This is a genomic window from Bacillus sp. FSL R7-0166 (assembly GCF_038008935.1).
Lineage (GTDB): Bacteria > Bacillota > Bacilli > Bacillales > Bacillaceae > Bacillus > Bacillus altitudinis.
In genome coordinates, this window is record NZ_JBBPAC010000001.1 from 2829561 (window position 1) to 2853328 (window position 23768).

General features: G+C 40.4%; 22 protein-coding genes. 2 read left to right on the forward strand and 20 right to left on the reverse strand.

Annotated elements, in window-relative coordinates; translation table 11 throughout:
- Positions 1-74: 74 nt before the first annotated feature.
- From NST01_RS14720 to degQ, 4 genes are all read right to left on the reverse strand, one after another.
- Positions 75-2381, reverse strand: a complete 2307-nt coding sequence (locus NST01_RS14720) for a sensor histidine kinase (RefSeq protein WP_017367961.1) — start codon at positions 2379-2381, stop codon at positions 75-77.
- 13 nt (positions 2382-2394) lie between these two features.
- Complete coding sequence (gene comX / locus NST01_RS14725; protein ID WP_017358941.1) at positions 2395-2565, reverse strand: competence pheromone ComX; 171 nt, start codon at positions 2563-2565, stop codon at positions 2395-2397.
- Complete coding sequence (locus NST01_RS14730) at positions 2543-3466, reverse strand: polyprenyl synthetase family protein (protein WP_341042048.1); 924 nt, start codon at positions 3464-3466, stop codon at positions 2543-2545. Before NST01_RS14730 ends, comX begins: the two co-directional genes overlap by 23 nt.
- A gap of 151 nt (positions 3467-3617) precedes the next feature.
- The gene (gene degQ, locus NST01_RS14735; RefSeq protein ID WP_003213123.1) at positions 3618-3758 is read right to left on the reverse strand and encodes a degradation enzyme regulation protein DegQ; all 141 of its coding nucleotides are present in this window, start codon (positions 3756-3758) and stop codon (positions 3618-3620) included.
- Between the two features lie 505 nt (positions 3759-4263).
- Here degQ and NST01_RS14740 point away from each other — a divergent pair.
- Entirely contained in the window at positions 4264-4617 is a 354-nt protein-coding gene (locus NST01_RS14740; protein WP_019744042.1) for a hypothetical protein, read from the forward strand.
- Positions 4618-4653: 36 nt separating this feature from the next.
- On the opposite strand, the gene NST01_RS14745 is transcribed toward NST01_RS14740, so the two are convergent.
- The 9 genes from NST01_RS14745 to NST01_RS14785 form a co-directional block, all read right to left on the reverse strand.
- Positions 4654-5880 (reverse strand): EAL and HDOD domain-containing protein, encoded by a 1227-nt coding sequence (locus NST01_RS14745; protein ID WP_008345870.1) that lies wholly within the window; start codon positions 5878-5880, stop codon positions 4654-4656.
- Positions 5881-6020: 140 nt separating this feature from the next.
- Complete coding sequence (locus NST01_RS14750; protein WP_007500472.1) at positions 6021-7490, reverse strand: nicotinate phosphoribosyltransferase; 1470 nt, start codon at positions 7488-7490, stop codon at positions 6021-6023.
- 17 nt (positions 7491-7507) lie between these two features.
- The gene (locus NST01_RS14755; RefSeq protein ID WP_008345872.1) at positions 7508-8059 is read right to left on the reverse strand and encodes a cysteine hydrolase family protein; all 552 of its coding nucleotides are present in this window, start codon (positions 8057-8059) and stop codon (positions 7508-7510) included.
- A gap of 60 nt (positions 8060-8119) precedes the next feature.
- Positions 8120-8527: a YueI family protein gene (locus NST01_RS14760; protein ID WP_007500468.1), complete on the reverse strand. Its 408-nt coding sequence runs from the start codon at positions 8525-8527 to the stop codon at positions 8120-8122.
- 27 nt (positions 8528-8554) lie between these two features.
- Positions 8555-8803, reverse strand: coding sequence for a YueH family protein (locus NST01_RS14765; RefSeq protein WP_024719734.1), 249 nt, complete (start codon positions 8801-8803; stop codon positions 8555-8557).
- A gap of 95 nt (positions 8804-8898) precedes the next feature.
- Positions 8899-9120, reverse strand: a complete 222-nt coding sequence (locus NST01_RS14770) for a spore germination protein (RefSeq protein ID WP_008345878.1) — start codon at positions 9118-9120, stop codon at positions 8899-8901.
- Positions 9121-9221: 101 nt separating this feature from the next.
- Entirely contained in the window at positions 9222-9443 is a 222-nt protein-coding gene (locus tag NST01_RS14775) for a spore germination protein (protein ID WP_008345880.1), read from the reverse strand.
- Positions 9444-9511: 68 nt separating this feature from the next.
- A complete protein-coding gene (locus NST01_RS14780; protein WP_050826566.1) occupies positions 9512-10615 on the reverse strand; it encodes an AI-2E family transporter in 1104 nt (367 codons plus the stop codon).
- Positions 10616-10799: 184 nt separating this feature from the next.
- Positions 10800-11036, reverse strand: coding sequence for a YuzF family protein (locus NST01_RS14785; RefSeq protein WP_003213721.1), 237 nt, complete (start codon positions 11034-11036; stop codon positions 10800-10802).
- A 180-nt stretch (positions 11037-11216) separates the two neighbouring features.
- Here NST01_RS14785 and NST01_RS14790 point away from each other — a divergent pair, with 180 nt between their 5' ends.
- On the forward strand, positions 11217-12701 hold the full coding sequence (locus tag NST01_RS14790) for an esterase/lipase family protein (protein WP_025207910.1): 1485 nt from the start codon (positions 11217-11219) through the stop codon (positions 12699-12701).
- Here NST01_RS14790 and NST01_RS14795 read toward each other — a convergent pair.
- From NST01_RS14795 to NST01_RS14825, 7 genes are all read right to left on the reverse strand, one after another.
- Entirely contained in the window at positions 12698-13231 is a 534-nt protein-coding gene (locus NST01_RS14795) for an HD domain-containing protein (RefSeq protein WP_017358935.1), read from the reverse strand. The two genes, NST01_RS14790 and NST01_RS14795, sit on opposite strands and share 4 nt — an antisense overlap.
- A 144-nt stretch (positions 13232-13375) precedes the next feature.
- Positions 13376-14119 (reverse strand): (S)-benzoin forming benzil reductase, encoded by a 744-nt coding sequence (locus NST01_RS14800; protein ID WP_050827625.1) that lies wholly within the window; start codon positions 14117-14119, stop codon positions 13376-13378.
- Between the two features lie 97 nt (positions 14120-14216).
- Positions 14217-14714: a type VII secretion protein EssA gene (gene essA, locus NST01_RS14805; RefSeq protein WP_041091830.1), complete on the reverse strand. Its 498-nt coding sequence runs from the start codon at positions 14712-14714 to the stop codon at positions 14217-14219.
- Complete coding sequence (esaA, locus tag NST01_RS14810) at positions 14695-17592, reverse strand: type VII secretion protein EsaA (protein WP_341042050.1); 2898 nt, start codon at positions 17590-17592, stop codon at positions 14695-14697. Before esaA ends, essA begins: the two co-directional genes overlap by 20 nt.
- Entirely contained in the window at positions 17589-22064 is a 4476-nt protein-coding gene (gene essC, locus NST01_RS14815; protein ID WP_341042051.1) for a type VII secretion protein EssC, read from the reverse strand. Before essC ends, esaA begins: the two co-directional genes overlap by 4 nt.
- Positions 22065-22115: 51 nt before the next feature.
- Positions 22116-23429 (reverse strand): type VII secretion protein EssB, encoded by a 1314-nt coding sequence (essB, locus tag NST01_RS14820; RefSeq protein WP_045034547.1) that lies wholly within the window; start codon positions 23427-23429, stop codon positions 22116-22118.
- 14 nt (positions 23430-23443) lie between these two features.
- Positions 23444-23683: an EsaB/YukD family protein gene (locus tag NST01_RS14825; protein WP_008345897.1), complete on the reverse strand. Its 240-nt coding sequence runs from the start codon at positions 23681-23683 to the stop codon at positions 23444-23446.
- Positions 23684-23768 lie beyond the last annotated feature (85 nt).

Below are 23768 nucleotides of genomic sequence, written 5' to 3' on the forward strand. Positions count from 1 at the left end.
CTCCCTTTAAATCACTCACTTCCATTTTATATAAAAGACTTGGCAGATGCCAAGTCTTATTCCTTAAGAAATCGTTACAATTCCATTTCAATTTTCACCTTGAGCCCTTTTTCAGGTGCTGTGTGAATTTGAAGCTTTCCATTTAGAGCTTTGACTCGTTCCCTTATGCCAGAAAGACCCATGCTCATCGTGTGCTGATCAAGCTGGCTTGCATCAAATCCGACTCCATCGTCCTCATAATGGAGAACAACTTGATCTTTAATACAAATGAGCATCACTAAGACTTGGCTGGCCTTAGAATGCTTCAACGCATTGGATAACAGCTCCTGCACAATCCGGTAAATATTCAGCTGTGAGTCAATATCAATGTCCAGTTCTTTATCAAAGCGGGTTGTATTCAGCCTAATATGAAATGGCGCTTCCTCTTGAATTTGCGAAGTCAGCTTCGAAATTGCCTTCACTAACCCCAAGTCATAGAGGAGCTGCGGCCGAAGTTCATGACATGTTTCTCTCGTGGTTTGAATCACCTTAGACATTTGTTCATTCCAAGAGATCAGCGAATTTTCAATAGATGTTGGGCATTGGTTGTTTTGGAAATTGGTTAAGAACATCTCGGACTGTCTCTTCAGTGAAATCAAATCCTGCAGCACAGAATCATGAAGATCCCTCGCTAAATCTGAGCGCTGCTTTTCTTCCATGGCAAACATGACTTTCTTCAGCCAGGCGGGATTGGCTTCCCGCTGTTTCAAATCCTCAAGATGCTCCATCAATTCTTCAATCTTGACGACATTTTCTAAACTGACACTTGTGTAAAATGCCAATGTTTTCAGCCATGAAATTTCATCGCGGGTCAGCTTAGGTGTCCGTAAATTAGATAAACAGCAAATCACAAACGAGTGACCGCCCCGCTCACCAATTTTCATCATAAACCCTTTATCAAGCCCGATGATTTTACCAACTTCACCTAAAATATCTTGAAATTGATCCACATACTCTTTCCATAGCTGGCTTTCTTCTATTGATTCATCAATTTCAACAATTTGTCCATCTGCCTTCACTTCAAGCACAAAGGCTTTGTTCACAACAAGTACTTCTAAGATGGTGTATTTTAAATGATACAATACTTGATGAAGTGATGACGCCTCACGAATAAGCTGTGTAAATTTAAATACACTATCCTGATAATTATGCTTCTCTGAAAAACGCTTCAATCGAAAACGGAAATCGATAATTTCTTTAAAGTAGAAGACGGTAAGCATAAGAATGTACGTGATAATCGTAAATTTCACTGTATAGAAATTTGCATTTGGCTTTTGAATAAAATCAAAAAGAACAACCACAAGTATTGTTGGTGTAATTGCTAAAAAACCGTAGTATTTAATCCTTCCCATAAAGAAATCAACATTATATAGCTTATTTGACATAAATTGATAGACTAAGAAAAAAGGAATTAAAAGAACAAACGATGCAACAACATACGGTGAAATAAAATATATACCAAAAAAATAAGGAATGATAAAAAATAGCATGAATGGACTGAATGCTGAGATTAAAATGAGTGCAAATGCTCGAAGTACATTGCTGACTTCATTGTCTTTCAATTTTTTAGCAGCCCTTATAGTGATAATAATCGAAAGGAAAGCCAGAACAAAAAATGAAAGTAAATTGACATATGCTAATAGATCTACTGGTCCTGCTTTATTTTTATAGAATAAAACTAATAAAACGTTAGTCACTGGAACTAGATACAAATAAAAAAGAACTCGACGACGAATAATTTCTGTTCCTAATTCTTTTAAATATTGATACATAAAGTGCATATATAGTGGAGGTACAATATTCATTGTAACGATTACAAGAATACGACTGATAGCCTCTCCTTTTCCAGAACCACCAGAACTTACATAACCTATAGACACCGCCAAAAGAAATAAAGCTAAAATATAAGCTGACTCTTTTTGGTTTGCTTTATTCATTTTTAAAATCATAAATATACAAAATAGACAGATGGAATAAAGAATGACTGGTATTAGATAAATAAACAGATTCGCTTGACTCAATAACCTTACATTCTCTAAATCAATTTTATCACCATGTCTATCAACGACTAAACTTTTAACATTAGCTAAAAAACCTCTTTTAACTTCTTCAACTGGTTTTTTATTCCCATTCACTTCAAGTATGATATCGCCTTTCCTAACTCCAGCTAGATAGCTATCTGTAAAATTATCGACATCCACTACCTCAAGTTGACCTTGACTATTTTCCTTAACAGCTGCTCCAACAAAAATATTAAATACGTTGATATAAGAGATGTAAATCACATAGATGAAGCTAAGGATAACTAATATAACTGTTAACTTAGAGTAAAACTTTCTCATAATATTTATCTACTCAAGCAGTTGCCCATATGATTGCTTTAATAACGTCTTCTTTCTGGAATCCGTCAACAATAATACTTGCAGTTTCTTGATCAACGTGAAGCAATGATGCGTTCCCATTAGCAATTTGATTTAATGTTGAAGGATTCTCCACTAAATAACTAACCAATTCCTGAATTTTCATCTTCTCCATCTCCATTTAAAAAAAGTATCAGTTTTTTCTTTTTTGAAGCCTCTAAATGTAGTTTCTTGAATGCTTCTTTAAACTTATTTCTGAGAAGGTTTCTCATAATAAATACATATTGTTGAGCACCAGATTTTTTTAATTTATCCTTTAATTCTTCAGAGCCGGCACTCTTATCCTTTGATTGAAAATAACTGAGCAAGTCTGAACTAGATGGATTAAACTCATTTTTCAAGTAAACTAGCGGTAATGTTTGCATTCTTTTAAAGTCAACATTATCTTTATTAAAAAGACCTAGATAGTCATTTTCAAGCTGTTCCGCCATTCCTAGGTAATAAGCATATTCTTCTACCTTCTTTTCAAAAGAACCTGTTGCCAAAACAACACCTAACACACAAGGTAACACAAACAGTGACCCTGCTTTTAACTTCATGATATTTAAACAATCCTGCTCATTCTCTGGCTCCAGTGTCATATCTATATGCTGCCCTTGCATTGACTGAATGGAATAAGAATATACATTGGTTAAAAGCTTCGCTCCATGATCAAGCTTTGAAAACACATCAAAACTCAATGCAAAGAGAACATTCGCCGCATTAATCGCAATTCCGCTCTGACATTTCATCCAAGGATACGAATCATTATCCTGATCTTCAATATCATCTAATATATCGGCAGATAAGATGAGAAGTTCAATCCCTGCTGCCAGTTTTGTAATCGCTTGCTTGTCTTGTCCGCCAAATGCCTCATAATGTTGGTAAGCCAATTGCCCAAAAGGAAATTCATTCTTTATATCTGTAAATTCGAGAAGCAGCTTTTGTAAATCATTTTGCCTGACTGCATGTTGAATAAAATCAGACATTTTCTGCTTGATTTTTGTATTCTCTAGATAGTTTAGCATACTCGATCTTGATCCTCACCCTCTCGCCTCTTATTTTACTAAAAAGAAATAAGCAAATGTCCACTGACATCACTATTTAACAATTATATAATAATATATCCTTTTTTTGTATGTATTTGGATAAAAAAAAGACTTGATGGTTATCAAGTCTTTAAGAAATTTTCACATATTCATATTTGTCGTATTGATCAATGCTTTTGTTAATGTTATGAAGAGAAGCCGTTGTTTCTCTAATTTCGTTTTCAAGTTTCCATAATAGTTGTTTAAGTTCTTCGATTTCATACTTTTCCATCGATTCCACTCTCCTTTTTTGGAAGATCAATGTATTTGTGTATGTTGATTGGGTCATAAGTATTTGATCTGTTACTAACAGTGTAAATGCTATTGAGTATTTTTTCACCGAAAAGTATGCACAAAATGTGTGCGTGATACCGCAAAATTCAATAGGTCTTTTTTCATCATTTTCAGTCTTTTCAAATGATACTTTTATCTCAATTTCAAAGGAAATACGTCATTTTTGCGACATGAACAGGCATCATTCGTCACAATTCTCACGATAAAGAACATACGATCCCCTCTGTTTCCTCGGTTTTTCATGTTATAGGTCAGACGACAGGCTCTACTGTAGACACCGCAATTTTTTGGCGACATTCACCGAAATTGACCGCAAAAGTACCTATTTTTATGATGAATATGCAAAGGTAGAAAGATCATTTTGATTCTTTATTCGGATTTTCTTCATACATTTAGAACAGATATCCGTCCAAATTCACTTCAATGAGAGAAGAGGTGACCATGTGTTTTACTATGTTCCTTATCCGCCTTTGCAGGTTCCCGCAATGGGGAACGCATACCCGCGAACACCTATGACTTTTCCTCCAGTAGATGCTCATGCGTTTCAAAAGGCTGCAAAGGAATCAACCCGTCTCGTGGCTGATGCATCCCTCATTACACAGCAGATTTCCGGTTCGCTTTCGTTTGGACAGCGAATCATGGAAGCTGCTGAACGTGCTGACACCGCAAGTGTGATTCGAATGCTGAAGCAGATTGGGGTGAAAAGCAATATCGATATCCGCTTTAGTCCAGAAGGCATCCGTATCTACTTATCCCTTTCTTCCAGCAGGCTTTTTCTACTTTTACAGTGGGGATAACAAAGAAAGAAGCCGCTCTAGTGGGAGCGGCTTTTCTTAAGATTCAAACATTTTATGACACCATTCAATGGCTTCTATATAACAGCCGTAGGCTTCCTGCTTAGGGAGACTTCCACCTAACATCTCATCATACCATTCATTTCGTTCAATACGTTTGGCAACGTCTAACACAAGGAAATAGTCATTTTCATAGCCAAGCAGTGCCTCACCTACTTCATCCGAAAGAGGCAGTTCTTTCACAAGTTCAGTAATGTCCGCCCTGACAAGCGTATCAATGAGTGAAAACATACCTGTTAGCATATAAGAAGCGGGATGCTCTCGTTCAGTCCGACTAGCAATGAGTTCACACGTTTTGGCACGAATGAACGACATTTTGATGATTTCCTTTTGGCTTGAGTTGGCTTGGACATTCAGTTCTTTAAATGAGAGGATAAAGATCCATCGCCGTATTTCATTAAACCCAAGCAGGATAATCGCCTGACGAATACTCTTGATTTGATAAAGACGTCTCATGCCGCCAGAATTCAGCATTTTTAATAATTGATATGAAAGGGAAAGATCACTTTCTATAAAGTGCGTCACGGTCTGAATATTCGGCTGCTCCTTGCTCAGCTCATTCAATAGCTGATGGTATGCGTGGAAGCTAGTCGATAAGGCTCGTCCCGAAATGACGTGCGGCTCACTAAAGAAATATCCTTGAAACAAATGGAAGCCAGCTTCTAACGCTTCTTCATATTCTTTTCGCGTTTCTACCTTTTCAGCAAGGAATCGAAGTCGATACTTTTTATATGTATGTAAAATGTCTCTTCGTTCTTCACATGTTGTTTTCAGAAAATCAATTTTTAAAATATCAATGCAATAGAGGAGTTCATCGAGTAACTTGTCATGAAAATGTGTTCCACTCAGAAAGAAATCATCGAGCGCAATCGTGTATCCCCACTTTTTTAATTGCTTACATCTCATAATAAGTGCCGGAGTAATCGGTACATTTTCTAATATTTCGATCACAAGCTGATGTGGATCAAAATAAGTGAGCAGATCAGACGAAAGCAAGCTTTCGGTGAAATTGATGTAGCATCGTTTTCCTTCTGTCAGTGTTTCGATGCCAATGTTTAAAAAACTATTGATAATGAGGTCGGTTGTCGCTTGATCACCATCTTCAGCGCTATATGTATTTGTTTCACTATCTCTATAAAGCAGCTCGTATGATACGACTTGTTCTTTTCTGTTAAAAATAGGCTGCCTTGCAACAAACACCCTCAACTGCTCCATTCCTCCTTTATGCAATGACAAACAAGATGTGCTTTCAGTATACCAAATGATTGCCCATAAGGTTCATTTTGAATCGTCCAACATGAAAAAAAAGAGACCATCTGGCTTGATGATCTCCTTTCCCGGGGTAATCAGCTTTCATAAAGCTCTTTTTTGATTTTATTTTTCACATCATGGATAAACTGCATCTTATTATCCCAGCATTTTTGACTCAAATCGACTGGGTATTCTTCTGGTTTGCTGATTCGTTTGTATTCCTCCCAGAAGAGTCCGAGACTGTCCTGCACATATGCTTGAATCGTTTGGATATCTGGATTATCATACACCAGCTTCCCTTGTTCAAAAATTGGGACATGAAGGTCCTTTGCCACAAAATTTGTCACAAATTTGCTGATAAATGTATGAACTGGATGGAACATTTTCAGCTTATCTTCACTTTGAACATCTTCTTCTTCAAGGGCAATGTAGTCTCCCTCAGAGTGATGATTCAATTGATTGATAATGCGATACACTCGTTTACGGCCTGGTGTTGTCACTTTCTCTGGATTAGAAGAAATTTTGATCGTGTCATTCATCTGACCGTTTTCTTCAATCGATACAAGCTTATATACAGCACCAAGAGCTGGCTGATCGAACGCGGTAATCAGTTTCGTTCCAACACCCCATACATCAATTTTTGCACCTTGTGCTTTTAAGTTCATAATGGTGTGTTCATCAAGATCGCTTGATGCAATGACTTTGGCGTCATGGAATCCAGCTTCATCCAGCATCGTTCTCGCCTTTTTAGACAAGTAGGCAAGGTCTCCGCTATCAAGTCTGACCCCAATAAAGTTGATTTTATCACCGAATTCTTTCGCTACCTTAATCGCATTTGGAATGCCTGATCTGACCGTATCATATGTATCCACTAAAAAGACACAGTCTGTATGTGTTTCGGCATATTTTCTAAATGCAGTATATTCGTCACGATATGCTTGTACAAGGGCATGGGCATGTGTGCCTGATACGGGAATATTGAAGCGTTTCCCTGCACGGACATTACTTGTTGCCTGAAATCCGCCGATCAGTGCTGCTCTTGCTCCCCACATGGCTGCATCCATTTCATGCGCACGTCTTGTTCCGAATTCTAATGCTGTCTCATCTTCAATGATTCCTTTAATACGAGCCGCCTTTGTTGCAATTAGCGTCTGGAAGTTCACGATGTTGAGCAGTGCCGTTTCAATTAGCTGCGCTTCAACAAGTGTTGCCTCGATGCGCATAATAGGTTCATTCGCAAAGACAATTTCTCCTTCTCGCATTGAATGAAGTGTCCCTGTAAAAGACAATCCGCTTAAGTATTCAATGAAATCGCTTTTATAACCGAGTTCATCTTTTAAATATGCAAGGTCGCTCTCGGTGAAGGAGAAGTCCGATAAATATTCAATCGCTTTCTCTAAACCAGCAAATACAGCGAAGCCGTTGTCAAATGGAAGCTTTCTAAAGAAGAGTTCGAAGACTGCCTTCTTCTCATGAATGCCGTCTCTCCAATACGTTTCTGCCATGTTAATTTGATAAAGATCTGTATGTAGTGATAAACTGTCGTCAATAAACCGATGCTCCAACTTCCATTCTCCTTCCCTTACTTAACCACTTTCGCACCAAGCGTATGCTCAAAGTGAGAAAGTGCCCACTCGTGCCCCGCTTCATTAAAACTCGCTACGGCATTCTCATGAATCACAAGTTCAAAGCCTTTATTGTACGCATCAACAGCTGTATGAAGTACACAAATATCGGTACACACTCCGGCTAGGTGAAGTTCAGTGATGCCACGCTCGCGCAGTTTCATTTCTAATTGAGTGCCTGCAAAAGCAGAGTATCTTGTTTTTTCCATATAATAGACATGATTTAAATGTGTTGACGTGTGAAATAGTGAACTTAGTTTTCCGTAAAGTTCAATTCCTTCTGTCCCGCGAATATTATGGGGCGGAAATAACTTTGTCTCTGGATGATATGGATCTTGCTCTTCATGATGATCGACGGCAAAAACAACAAAGTGTCCTTCATCAATAAATGAAGAAGTGATCTCTGTGATCTTCGACTCAATCGCCTGTCCAGGCTTTCCGCACGTCAGTTTTCCATCGTCTGCAACAAAATCAACTGTATAATCAATACAAATCAATGCTTTGCCCATCCGCATCTCTCCCATATGCTCTTTTGAATCATTATAGCTTATTCATTTCACTAGGGAAACCTATTCAACAGATTCACGAGAAAAAGCTTTTTGAAAAAGCTCATCTTCTATATAGATGTGCTCTTGATTGATCGCATGCGGCACCTCTATCACAAGCCCAAAAGGTGAATGTGACTCGTGATGGTTGACCACTTTAAAAGAACAACCAGCGGCATTTGCCATTTTCACATATGGAGAATAAGAAGCATATGACAATTCACCATTTAAAAGAACAGTGGCCTCTCGGTTTGCCTTCAATACTTGCTCTACCTCTTGATACGATTTATGTCTCGATACTTGCCCTTTTGTCAGAGCGAGAAGAGCACGTTCTCTTAATGAGCCGAGAAACATTCTTCGTTCATCTGGTTTTGTTTCAGCATGTCCAAATATCCCTTGCTGCAAATAAAAGTCTACGGATTCTTCTTTCATTGCTGTGTTCACTCCTGGTTTCTGAATTTACATTTCTGTGACCCAGTGCACAATTTTTTGTGCAAGTTCACGGGCTTCGTCTATTTCTACTCTTTTGTTTAAAGATTGTTCTAGTGCTTGCTCAAGCTGCGTTTTTTCGTCTTCATACGCAATAGAAATACTCCATTCTATGTCAGGTACAGCGACAAGCGTTTTATATTCTTTTTTATTTTCATGTAAATATACATTGTAGGTTGTTGGTTGCCCGCTTGTCAGATGCGCTTTTCTTATTTTCATTTGATGTGTTTTACCCCCCTTTTTCTTCTTCCTTCTTCTATCCATTGTACCATAAAAAAAGACAGCTTCTGAAAAGGAGACCCTTTCAAAGCTGGCTATGCGTTAAAGCTCTTTTGCTGGCTGATCAGGTTTGAATCCCAAACAAATGTGACGTTCGGATTGTTGAAAAATTGAACAAAGTCTCCTGCATTATAGGTACCTGAACCACCAGCGGAATGATCCACACTTTTTGGCGAAATGGCAAACACATCGCCGAAATGTGCAGAACCGTTTCCTATCACACGGTCAATATGAATGGGTCCAACAATTGCTGGCATCTTTCCACCACCTTTACTACCCTCATCATATGCCCAGCGGAACAATACGTGTCTATCCAACATAAAAAAGACAGCTGATATGTCATATGATCAGCTGTCTTTTATGCATTAAATGATTGAGGCTGGCCAAACAGTGTAAAGTCCCAAAGCATGGTGGCATTCGGATCGCTTGTCAGGGACATATAATCACCTGAATTAAAAGCTCCCGCTCCACCGGTCGAGTGATCTACAGCCAAAGGGGCAATGGCGAGAACGTCACCAAAAGTAGCCGAGCCGTTTCCGCCTAAAGACTCAATATGGATGGGTCCAACAATCGCAGGCATCTTCCTTCTCCTCCCTATTCGCTTATGTGAGTTATGTTATGCAAAAAGGGAAAAGTTGTGCATCTGCCCTAAACGTTTAAATGCTGTTCTTTTCGAGAGCGCTGACGCAGCTGAACCAATCTGACAATATTGAGTGTGATGGCTTTCAGCAGCGCATAGACAGGGACGGCAAAAATCATGCCAAGGATTCCGCCAAAACTTCCTGCCCCAATTAATAGCAAGATAATTGTTAACGGATGTGTGTTGAGACGTTTTCCAATGATCAATGGAGAAATGACGTTTCCATCGACCTGCTGAACAACAAGAATGACAATAACAGTCACAACCGCTTTTCCAGGCGAATCAAGAAAAGCAATGAGCACAGCTGGTGCCGCACCAAGATATGGCCCAAGATATGGAATGACGTTTGTCACCGCAATAATGATGCCGAGAATGAGCGCATATTTCACACCAATTAATAAGTATCCGATAAAACAAGCAACTCCGACAAATAAACAAACAACGATTTGCCCTTGTATGTAAGCAGCAAGCGTATCGTTTAATTCTTTAAAAATCTTCAATCCTTCCTTACGGTAAGGCATTGGCAAAAATTGAACGAGCTTGTCCGGAAACTTATGCCCGTCTTTTAGCATGTAAAATAAAATGAATGGAACGGTAATGACAGCGAGGGCAATATTCGCAATCACGCCAAACACCGCCGACATACTTGAAGCAATATTTTCCGGTAAATCTTTTAATGTCGAAACGATCGACTGTTCAAACTTTGAAACAGACACATAATCTTGGTTCATCATCCACGTAAATGTTTTAGAATGCGAGAAGTCGTTGATAAATTTCTGCATGTCCGTGACATACCCCGGGAAGCTTTTGACAAGTCCACCCACCTGCGTGACAATGACAGGTCCAGCAGCATTGACAATAAACGTGATAAGCCCGATGAATAGAAGATAAATAATCAGAATGGCGAGCGTCCTAGGTATCTTCTTCGACAAAAATCGAACAATCGGATTAAAGATGAAAAAGAGAATACCTGCCAGTAAAATAGGAACAAACAACGTTGAAGCAAATAAAATGATCGGCTGAAATAAAAACGAAACTTTTGTTGATACGTACACAATTAGTAAAACCAGTAATATTTGGAATGTCCAAAAATGAACTTTAGATTTTAACAAAGATGCTCCTCCTGTTACGTATTGACCTTATTAAAAAACTACTATTCAACCCACCTTCTGTCAACTGCTTCTTGTTTTAGAACCATATTTTTTGAAAAAAAAAGAACAATTGGTATATCATGCACTTTTTCCAGATATACATTCTGTAAGCATTGAAAAAAGCAGACACCTGTGCGTCTGCTTGTTACACTCTTTCACTGTGATCAGGCATCACCGACACGATTTGCTGGATCCGCACATAAAACACTGATTTTGCCCCCGCCTCAATCACAATATGATCCGGCATCACTTCCTTCAACTTTCCACGTACTGTATCTTTCACTGTTTGAACAATCAATCTCATACCGACTACTTTCTGCAATGTTTGATAAACATATGGATCAACTAATGAAACAAGCTGTGGACTTCCTTGTTGTGCCATGCTACCTGCCCCTTTACTTGTGTATTTACCCACAGCGTATGCAATGACCCATGTGAGTGTCACTCAGCAAACCTACAACATTATTACCGTATTTTTACATTTTGTATTTTTTTACAATTTTTAGAAGTATAATAGATTGGTGCTGCCAACATCTTAAATTATTTGAAGAGGTGAATGATCTTGAAAAAATTAATCTGTATCGTTGCTGTCATGCTCTTACTATCCTCTGCAAGTTATGCGCACGCAGGCACAATTGGAGATGCACCTGGTACACCAGGGAAGTGGTTTAAAGGAGAAGAACCGGTACAAAAAGACCTGTCAAAACCCCCACTTGTTTTTGTTCATGGCATAAACAGTTCTTCCTCCACATGGTCTGATCGAAACGATATGGCAAAACAAGCTGTTCTGAACGGATACGAAAGCGCGTTCATAGATTTGTATCCAGATCAGGACATGAAAAAGAATGGGAAACTATTAGCAGAAAAGTTAAAAGAAATCTATGAATTTTTCGGCAGAAAACTGATCATAATCGGTCATAGTAAAGGCGGAGTGGATACGCAGGCTGCACTCGTGTATTACAACGCTCATCCATATGTAGAGAAAGTCATCACACTTGGCTCTCCACACTATGGGACGCCGCTTGCGGATTTAGCCTATAGCAAAGGCGGAAGCTGGCTTGCGCAAATCCTTGGACAAAAGAGCGACGCGCTCTATTCTCTGCAAACCGGGATGATGGCAGCTTTTCGAAGTGAAACCGACCAGCTGGAGACGTTCCCTCATAAGTATGTAACCTATTCTGGTTCAGATTGGGGAACCTTTGGCGGAGTGCTTTATTTAGGCGGCATGTATTTAAAAAGCTTTGGTGCAAACGATGGCGCTGTGACGGTCAGCAGCACAAAGCTAGCATATGCAAACAATATTTTAACAGGAAAATGGGATCACTTTTCGATCAAAAACGGCACAAGCATGTTCCCCGTATTTCAGGCACAGCTGCGTGCAAGTACCGCAAGCGCTGAAAGCGAAGACGAACAAGAGCAAGAACCAGTCTCTTCAGAGCTAAATACAAACGTTTATGTTAAAGGTGGAGAAAGTGAAAAGGATAAAACAGAAGCGTTCTATGTAGAGGAAGGAACGAATGGCCTATCGATTCAGTGGTTAAATGAAAGACAGGAAGCCAATCCGGAAATCGTTGCGCCAAATGGAGATGTCTTAACCAATTTGACGACATCCGAATCATCATTCCCATATGAAGGCGCCTATTCACACCATGTGCAAATCAATAAACCCGTTCCAGGAAAATGGACGATTCGATCAAATTCAGGAAAAAAGGATCCTTATTTGCTACTTGTATCCTTTGATTCACCATTGAATGAAGAAATCAAAATCGCTGCAGCGAAATCAGGAGATGCATCGACACATTCGAGCAAGCTGATTAAACGATTAAGCAAAACTGTAGAGACCACTTATTTTAAAGATGCCGAGAAGGATCATCCACTGAAAACGAGCTCTTCATCAGCCGTTCAATTGAAAAAAGAAGGTGCTTATTCCGTCACGGTTCATTACACAGGTCTCACTGCGTCAGGGACATCGGCATTTAACCGTACTGTGATTCGCACATTGTATGTGGATCAGCACGGAACGATTCATGGAGATATTCCATATTAAACAGAGCGTTTCATGGGCTGAAGCGCCTGCTGCACCTTCTCATCCAAATCAGCAATTTTTTGGAGCGCAAGTGATTCATCTATTTGTCTGTAATGATGGTGTCCACCAGGCTCTTCGTCCATTTCATCTGCTTTCTTCACAATTTGCTGGAGTGTGTCCTTATGCAGGTCGCCCTCTGGCAAATATGAATCTGTGTGAAGCAAAATCGCAAGGGCAATCTCTTTGGCTGCTTTTGGTTCCTCGCCGAGCCGTATGAGCAGTTTATGTGCCCGCTCTGCCCCTTTAATGGCATGAATATCATTTCGTCTATATGTCTCGTAATCCCATTCTCCGCCTGCTGTATACCATTCATAGTGGCCGATGTCATGCAAGAGTGCTGCTTTCACAGCAAGATCCGGGTTAATCCCCGCCTGCATCGCCAGTTTGAATGCGTGATAAGCACAAGCAATGGCGTGGGCTTTTCCTGAACGATTTAAATATTTTTGAGCGACTGGATGGGTGTAAACATCCATTAATGTAACCTTTCTCATGGAAACCCCTCCTTATCTATATTTTTAGCATCCTAACATATTCTGAAAAGAAACTCAAATGTTCTGTCATATTTCCGATGAGTCTCAAAATTAGCTTATGCTCGATAAGCTGTCTTTGCTTGTACAATACGAAAAAAGCAGCCGTTATGACTGCTTTTTTTCATACTCACGGGCATCGTATACACAACCGCTAGCTGGGTCATCTGCTAGTAGGTCTAGTAAAATACCGGCCACTTCATCTGGGCTCTTTAGCGTACCTGTTTCATGTAATTGCTGAAACCGCTCAATTTGTTCAAAGTCCTGTTTGGAAGATTTCCGAATCTCTCCCTGCATATCCGTATCAATCGTACCGGGTGAAAAGGAAAACGTGGTGACAGGATATGCTTCGTCCTGCTGTTCCTCATGTAAAGTCCTCATAAACATATCAAGCCCTGCTTTTGAACTGCAATAGGCACTCCATCCTTTGTACGGGTTTTTAGCTGCCCCAGAAGAAAGATGCACGATGGTTTTCTTCCCTTCAAGAGATTGTGTCTCCCTCACAAACACATGGCTGAGCAAAACAGGGATGACAAGGTTCAGCGTATAATGCTGATGAAGCGTATCCTCTCCGCCTTGCCCTGCACGTTTGATAGGAGTCACCATTCCTGCATTATTGACAAGCAAGATGTCATCAGCGTCTGCGAGAGTTTGCGAGGACAAGATGCCCTGAAGCCACTTTGCAGCCGATTCCTCATCAGTGAGATCAACCTGTGAATGCGTGAGGTGTGGGTGGGATAGTGGCGACTCACTTCTTGCAGCGGTATACACGTTATCCCCACGTGAAAGTAGCTGTTTGACAAGTGCTAAACCAAATCCTTTTGATCCGCCTGTGACGATTGAAATTCGAATGACAATCTCCTCCCTTGATAACACTATTTTAAATAGTGAATCGGTATCACATCAAGCAATCTGCATAAAGAAAAGCCTGCCCTTTTCAAAAGGCAGGCTATTTCTTTTCCGTCTTCACATTCACTTTTGGAATCAGAATGATCATGACAATGATGCCAAAGGCGATCAAGATGCCAAAAATGATTGGCAGAAGCGCCGATCTCTGCTTTTCATGATCATCGCCAGAAGGCGTTGATACAGCCGAATCGCTGAAAGAGATATTCATCTCTTTCATCATACGAGCTGGCGTTTTAGGCGGATTTTCTTTCAGATCACTAAAAATTTGTGGCGAAAGTTGACCACCAGAGGTCTTAGGCGGGTCAGCAAAGTGAATGTCCGTTTTGACTTTAGATGTTGTTTTGCTTTGTTCGTATTTCGTTTGATCCCTCAATATACTCGAATTAATATTGAGGTTCTTTTCTTGATATTCATTCGGCTTGACATTCGTATCCGTATCTTCACCTGTAGCAGCAAAAGCAGCAGGACTGAGGAGAAAAAGGGATATGACACCAAGTGCCATCCCTTTGACGAATAGATTAAGCCTCATGAGTGACATCACGTTCCTCTGTTTTGTCTTTCCATAGCTTCTTCACTAGTGGAATGACCATGAACAATATCGTTAAAATCAGTAGCCCTGTGATGCCCATACCGAAGTTGTCTCCATTTCCATATTGGATAGACAGATACACGTCTGTCACTGGATTTGTAAAATGGAAGTTTGGCATGACCAAATCAATTAACGGTGCAACAAAGAAGAATATAAGCGCCGTTGCTGCCATCCATCCGGCAATTGAACCGAAAAGGAAAGCTGTGCGAATAAAGGCAGAGCATGCCACTAGCAGCAAAATCGTAAAGATGGACCATTGAATGGCTTGGTCATCAGCTAGTTTGTAAATGTTGAGTCCAAACAGGCTGATCATGAGCCCGACTAGCAGATTTAAAATACCAAAGAGTGCACCTTTGACCAGCATTGGCGCTGACGCATAATACGAGCTAAAAAAGCCAATCAACAAACTGCTGATCATGACAATAACCAAAATGACTACTGGCGGTACAGTCTGCGTTTTTTCTTCTGGCACATCGCCGCTAATTTTCAACGGATTGGCTAAATGGTTATACACATAGTTGCTGTTGCCTTGATCGTCTAAAGTGTTGCCTAAAATACCCTTTAAATCTTGTTGAACAAGCTTTGTAGAATTGACATTCTTACTCCAGTTTTCGTTCAGGGTATCTGCTTTTTCTTGAACGGTTGTGACACTTTCTTCAATGTTATTCGTATAATCCGCCACCCCTTTTTGGCGGTCCGTTAACGAACTCATATTTTCAGAAAGACGAAGCACTTCCTGACCAATTGAATCCTGTGCACTCACAACAATCGAACTGCCCGCAAGGTCTGCCGTATACACCGCATCTCCTTGATCAGCCATTTGTTCAGCTACTGTGTCCGCACTTTCAGAAATGGCATTTAACTCCTGTTCCATGCTTGCCTGCTGAGTCGAAATGTATTCTGCGTAGCCATCTGAGAATTTTTGCATCTCATCAATAAAGGTAGACACATCATCATTTGACGTCAGCATTTGATTTTTGAGTGTATCCCAGTTTTCCGTTTCTTCTTTTTTGATGGCAAGGATGGACTGGATTTCATCTCCTTTTGTGTCTAGTAGAGATGAGTTGTTTGTTGGTTGATATAGATTCCCAAGCATCATCTCTAGCTGAGACAGTTGATTGGAGTATTCCATTAACTTTTTGGTGCTTGTTGAATTTGTTTTAAACTCTTGATCAAATATTTTCGTATTCACAGTGTTGCCAATCGGCGAGTTTACTCGTTTCAGCTCTTGCACTTTGTTTAAAATAGAGGATTCCTGATTTTTGATTTCATTCGGAATGACGTTATATCGATCTTGTAACCTTAGAATCATCTTTTCAAGCTTCTCTACTTTTTTCGTGAGGCTTTCAAGCTCCTTACTCATTTGACTTACTTTGTCTTTCAATTGGTCGTTATGAGCGGCCGCTTTTTCTTGAATCTTCTTTTTCACTTCTTCTAAACGATTAGACAGTGCTTTCAGGTCGTCTTTTGATTGATTCGTGCCGCTGTTATCTGGCTGAACAGCATCCTGGCCATTTTCACTCTCTTTCTCATCTTCATTAGTAGGAGGTGCAGTCTGATCTTCTAATTGATCAGCTAGATCGTTCATTTCCGATGAAATTTGCGAGAGTTCATTTGTTTCATCATCTAAGTTAATGCCAATCTCTTCTGGGTTCTCGTTATCTTGATCTGATTGCCCGTCATCATCAGGATCAGCTGGCTGCTCGGGCGCGTTCATTAACTCTTGCCTTTTTGTCTCTAGCTTATTCTGCAAGGCGATGATCTTACTTTTATAGGCCTCTAAGTATTGACCTTCATAATTCTTCAATAGTTCTTCTTGAGACGCCTTCACAAGGTCCGTTAATCCCGACGATTGCTTAGGAATTACGTCTTCTCTTGCCCTTTGAACAGATTGAATTGCGCTGTCCGTTGTTTTAAGCTGACTTTGGACCCCATTGATATCGGTTTTGAGTCCGCCCATTTGATCGCTAAAGCTGCGGGCGTTTTGGTTTTGAATCTCCGCAAGCTGTTTGAGTCCTTGCTGGATTTGTTTTTTGCTTGTCGATTGCGCTTTGATCAAGAGATCCTTTTGTTTGTCTTGATACTGCTGATATTGATCGACTACTTTTACGAAATCCTTCAGCTGGCTTTTCGCTTCTTCTGTTGTACTTAAACCGTCTTTATACTGTTTTTGTGAATCGGCCATCGCATTTTTTAGTTCTTCTATTTGTTTCTTCTGCTGCTGGACGGCATCAGATAGTTTGTTTGAATTTGGCTTATAGAAGTTGTACATCGTGTTTTGGAATTCGACCTCTTTGCCAACAATATGCTCAAACTCTTCTCTGACATTGCCGATTTCCTGTGATACAAAACTCCAATATAAAGTCGACATTTGTTCATTCATTTTCTTTTGAGCATTTTCTAGCTCTCTTTGTACTTTTTCTTTATTCACTGCATTGAGCTGATCTTGGATTGAGAATTGGATAGATGCCTTCTCAGGATGATCCTTATCATAGCTCAGCACATTTTTAGAGAAGTCAGATGGAATATAAAGAACTGCATCGTACTTTCTATTTTTCAGGCCATTTTCTGCCGCACTTCGATTGACGACTGTCCATGTGTAATCTGGACGCTCTGATAATGCCGCCACCACATCCTGTCCGAAACGAGCGGTATTTTCACTTTCGCTCGCCCCCATATCCTCATTGACTACGGCAATGTTACGTGTGGCATTCTTTTTCTGTTTTGCCGGATCATCCCCAATGAGATGGAAAAATAGAACCGGCAAGACGAGAATCAGTATCATGGTCGACACGATTTTGATGGAGCTTTTTTGCTGCTCTGTCATTGAACACTCTTCCTTTCTACCGCACATAAAGGAACCTGGATTTTCTTCTCTTTCCCGTTTTCAACCAAATATCCGAATCCTGGCTGAATCTCTGGTTCTTGTCTTGCATACGGAAGCGGTATGATGTTTTGCTCTGATTTTTTCATCAGTAACATGGCATGACGAACCTGTTTGATTTCGTTTGTGAGTGCATCATAGCCTTTACTGAATTCGGTATGATTTCCTGACGCGATCAAGCTAAAGCCTAAGTGTGCATATGACTTCATGAAATCAGCCAGTTGATCTTGAAGACGCGGGTCGATTGTCTGCTGAAAACGCGTAATGCCATCAATCACAAGCACAATTTGAGAGAACGACAACTGATCAGTCTCTCCTCGGCGCACAGCTTCGACGTACATCTCTTCACGCACCTTGAATAAACGATCTATTTCCTCTGCCCATTCTGTGATATCATCCTTTGTTTCAAGGTAATCAATGTTCTCTTCTTTTGCATAATGAGAGAGCCCCCGATCAATCGAATCAAAGACGGCCAGCTTCTCAGGTTTTGCTACTAATAGCTGATCAAGCATCAGTTTGGTCACATTTGTTTTCCCTCGCTGCGTTTGACCGATGATGAGGCAGTGTTTATTCTTCTTCAAGTCAAAGTAAACAGGTGCAACAGATTCCTCATCTAGTCCTACTGGAATGTCATACGGCTGTTTTTGTTCTTCTAAGCGACTCTCTAGCTCCCAAATGGTCAGCTTATCAGGAAGCATTGGTACAGGTTTTGGTTTTTCAGCTGATTCAAAGCGAGCATCTAGAAGCTGGATCTCTTGTTTTAAATGCTCAAACAATTCGAGATCGTTCTCTCCTTCAACCGGCAGGAACATTTGTGCAAAGTAAAGCTCTTCTTTGTTGATAATGACTCGTCCTGGAATCGGCTCTAAGCTGAATTTCGGTCTGCCAATAATGGAGTATGCCTCTCCTTGATCCATTAAGTAATGGACAATCTTTGTTTTCAAGTTGTTCATAAGAGATTGACGGACTGCGTTGACACGAGTCGCTGTGATTAAGAAATAAATGCCTAACGATTGTCCATCACGGCTTAACTGAATAAATTCAGATTCGAGTTCATGCATTTCGTCTTTCACAATGTCAAAGTTGTCAATCACGATAAATATGAATGGAAGCTTTTTCTCATTCAGCGCATTGTACATTTTGATATGACTCATTTCCTGCTGTCTAAATAAACGCTTGCGATATTCAACCTCTTCACGAAGACGCTTCATCGACTTTTGAATCTTTCTCATTTGATCCATTAAGAAATAATCAGCCGTATGCGGAAGTTTGGCAAGCGGTAGCAAGGTGCCGTTACCGAAGTCATAAATATATGCATGCCATTCTTCAGGTGAATATCTTTCTGCAAAGCTCATGAGCAGTGTTGTCGCAGCAAGTGATTTGCCGTAGCCGGATGAACCGAAGATGCCAATATTTCCATCCTCCATCATTTGATAAGAAAGTGGATGCTGGCTTTGCTGATCTGGCTCATCGACAAGAGCGAAATGGAAGACGTGCTCTTCACTTGATGCATAACGTGTTTTTGGAATCCGTTCTTCAAGCGGTGGAAGCCATGGACTCGGAAGCTTTTCAATTCCAAGCTCTTGCTGCATACGTTCAATTTCATCCACAACAGCGGAAATTTCCGTCACTGTCTCTTTTTTCACTGCTGGCTCTGTACTTACCCCTGATAATGGGATCAGTCCTGTGTCCGTTACAATGGCGATGTCATCTTCTGATCCGTAGCCATCTTCCATATACGGTGCACCGCTCCACGCCGATTGGAATAATTCATAGATTTCATTGTTCCCCACTTGTAAATATCCACGACCTGTCACGGTAATCGACGCTGCATCACTATTTTTCAAAATTTCCTTACTGTCTGATGCATCTTGTACCTTTAATGCGACTTTAAAGCGGGAGTTACTCCAAATTTGATCATCAATGACCCCGCCGGGCTTTTGTGTCGCCAAAATGAGATGGACACCTAGACTTCGTCCAATCCGCGCGGCACTGACAAGCTCTCTAATAAAATCTGGCTCTTCACTTTTTAATTCAGCAAACTCATCAGAGATTAAGAACAAATGAGGCATCGCCTGTTCCGCCTTTTTCTCTTTATAGAGTTTCGTATAGTCATTGATATGATTCACATGATACTGATCAAACAAGCGCTGTCTTTTCTTCAGTTCACTTTTAATAGAGGCAAGCGCTCTTTCACTAAAGTTTTTGCTGCCTTCAATGTTTGTGATCGTACCAAGTAAGTGCGGAATATTTCGGAACGGCTGCGCCATTCCGCCCCCTTTGTAATCAATGAGCAGGAACGCCACTTCATGCGGGTGAAAGTGTACAGCCAAGGATAAAATATACGTCTGTAAAAACTCACTTTTTCCTGATCCCGTTGTTCCTGCTAATAGACCATGTGGGCCATGTGCTTTTTCATGCAGATTCAGATCGACAATATCGTTTTTTCCTTTATAACCGATAGGCACAGATAATGACTTTGCTGTTTCAGATGTCAGCCATTTTTCACGAATGCCAATGTCATCTACCTGTTTGGCATGAAACAGGTCAAGGAAGGAGACCGTTTCTGGAATTGAGTTGGTCATCCCGACTTGATGATCTAATGTTCTTAAGGTTCTGGCAAACAGCTCATTGTCCGCTCGCTCATGTGCATCCAGCTGAAATGGAATTCGTACAGCCTTCTTATGCTGAATGAGAATATCTCCTTCTTCTTCGTTAATGTAACGAACAAGCGTTGAAATATTTTCTGCCAAGCTTTCCTTTGTTTCTGCCGCAAAGATAATTGAGATGCCTAAATCCGTCCGGCTGCCTTCTAGGTATTCTAAAATCACGTGTTCCGCAATGAGTTCATGGTTTGTCACGATAAACACAAAGTGAGGCGTAAATATTTTTTTCTCTTTTTCCTCTTCCAGATCACGCTCTCGCAAAATTTCATAAATAGAAGACAAGAGCTGATCACGTGTTTGTTCGTTATATATAAACCCTTTCCCGTATGTATGAGGAAGTTGGAAGTGCGGCAGCCATTTCATCCATTCCCAGTTCTCATACTCCTGTTCATTAAAGATAAAAACAAATCTCAAATCATGATAGCTGTGCGAGAAAGCAAGCTGACCGACAAGCTGGTGAAGTTCATTTTTGACAATTGCCGGTTTTCCTATTAATCCGGTTGGACCGTCCGCAAGACCGAACGTAATCGGTACATCTTTTACCTCGCGATAGACGTTTTGCATATGCTGGGTTTGTTCCATTAAGTCATCGATGTCACGATTGGCCATATCGCCGCCGCTCGTCGATAATTCATAACTTGAAGGAACTGCACCTGTCCCTAGACGCAGCTGTAAAAAATCATCACTGACAAGCGTCTTTTCCCAAATACGCCCGCTGATTTCTGACGTTAAATATTTCATTTGTTCAAAAGACGGATAATGATACGTTAAAATAAATTGTTGACGGTCATACAGCTCTTGCAGCTCTTTCCGCTTATTTTCTAAGTAAAGAGAGTAAACGCGTTGCCGCTTCTCTTCTCTTCTTTTGCGCTGTGATTTCTCTTTAAAATATTGAACAGACGAAGTAATTAACGTCATAATAAACATCGCCATCGACACGACAATAAAGATACCTCGCGGCTGTACAAGGGCTACGATCCCCATGACAATCAGCATGACAAGCGGCGGAAGAACCACGAGCCAAAGTCCTCTGCCGTTATTTTCACTCTCCTGTGAAGGAAAGCTGAAAGACACCCGGTCATCTGGCAGATCGTAAATCAAACGTGGTGTTCGTCTATATAAAGGATATTTTTGTTTCGTTTCGGTACTCGGCGGCCTTGTTTTTTCTAAACGTGTTTGAAATGGTTCAAATGCTGTTACTTGCAATAAATCATCATCTTTCAATGACAGCGTCAAAAAGTTCCAAAACAGCTCATCTCCAGCAAGAAGTTGCTGTGGACCGTGCAGCTGTTTCCCGTTCACATAGATCGTTTCATCTTGGGGAATGACATACCAAGTGCCTTCTATTTTTTCCAACGTGAAGGATTTGGCATCTTGAAACATTGAATGGGCTTGTTCCTTCCACACATCCGCTTCATCTATTTCTTCACTTGAAATAGTCACTTCGACTCTATTTCCTAGGTAATAAATGATTTGATCATGATGTGAATCCATCAACATGAGTGTGAGTGAACCAACCTGATATGGTTCATGTGGAAGTAAGTGACCTTTCTTTTTTTCGCCCTGATAAAGAGAAAAGCCATCATTCGTTTCATCTGGAGATAAACGAATCAATCCTTCATCAAACGAAAGGGAAGGAATCGTTACTGTATGCTCTATTTCAGGTCCAATCACAGCTTCCCGGTTGAACTGCTCATCTAAACGGACGGTTTGATAATCTTCTTCATAAAAAACCCATAGAAGACTCAAACGCTCCACCTCCTCATCGGACAGCACCAACTGTCAGTTGTATCGAAAGAATTATTTTTTCTCATCTTTTTTCGTCTGAGAGGTTTTCTTTTTTGCATCAGATTCTTTCTCTTTTTTCTCCTGATCGGCTTTTGACTGCTCTTTTTGTTCAGCTGTTTCATCTGTTTGGCTTGCATCTGAGGAGTCATTGGTGCTCGTCTCCGTTGTTTCTTTTTCTTCATACTTCGCCATTTCCTTAATGATTGGATCTAGCTGTTTTTGTTTTTCTTCAGCAGATAGGCTGTCGTCATTTTGAATTTCATTGCGGTAGGCGACGAGTGCTGTGAATATGTATCGGTCGTCCCCGAGCACCCTTGCAATATCCAGAGCTTCCTTGCTATTGCCTTGTCCAATATGAATCCAGAACAGGAAGTATTGCGGGTCTGTCTGCAATGTGTACGTATCCGTGATTTCTTTTTTGTGCTGGTCAAGCAATAGATTCCCTTGATTCGTTTGCACATACGAAATGGCCAGTTCATATTGAAGAGAGACTGGCATTTGATCGGCTTTGTATTTTTCGAGCGTATCCACCACTTGGCTGTACTGTTTGTTGAGATAATATTTGTTCGCTTCCACATACGCTTCTTGTTTCGGCATGGCGAAAAAGAACGTGTAAATGGTATACACCAATGCAGGAATCAAAAGAACAAGGAGACCAAGTCCAATGTATCGTTCAATCTTCCATTTCTTTTTTGGAATAGTTAAGAGCGTCTTTTCTTTTGCTTCGATGGCTTCTATTTTTTGTTGAATCAAAGCAGACAATTCTTCCAGTGACTGTGTATCACTTATTTCCTTTGCCTGCTCAGATAATTTCAACGTATCATGATAAGCCAAATATTCTTGAAACTGATATTCATGGTCCACCACTCGAAGAATGACGGCTTTGACCTCTTTTAACAGACGATGTTGGTCGGTTTCATATGGCGGGATGCTTTCTTTGACCCCGTAATGCAAAAATGCAGGCGCTAAGCCTTGATGAAAAACAATGTTTTCAGGAGAAACAATAGGATGCAGCCGCTTCACGTCGTGTTTGCACACTGCATCGACAAGCTGGTATGAAAAAATCCATTTGCTTTTTTCATCCTTTGCATGGATGAAACGAAATTCCTGATAGGCAGGAGGCGGTTGAATCGAAATGATGACCTCACCTTCGGTTAATTGGATCTCTTTTTTAAATGAAGGATTGATGTCTTTAATCGGTGCCGCTTCTAAACCGTCTAAGAGTTTAATTGTCTCTCTTTGAAAAATGAAGGTGTAAGTGCCTTCCTCTTTTTTCATGACTGCTTCTAATTGTTCTTCTAAATAGGAACTCTTTTTATCTGCCATTTACAAAAGTCCTTTCATAGTATTTCCAGCCTGTCTCCTGTGGTGATTCCACAGTCTGACAGCTTATATTCGCCTGAAAACACAGCTTTCTTATTGACTACACGCACCCATCCGCCATCTCGTTTAGGTAATGAGATTTGTTTTGCCTGCCAGGCGATATGGATGACTTGTTTAATATGTAAATAATTTGATAGTCTCAAATCAAACACACTGCCATCATAGTTTTTTAAGTCGATGGTAATATCGATATACACAAATTTCCACCTCACAAAATAGAAAGAGCGCCGGCATCAACTGACAGACTCGGCGCTTTTTCTGCTTTTCACACTTAGAAAGGAA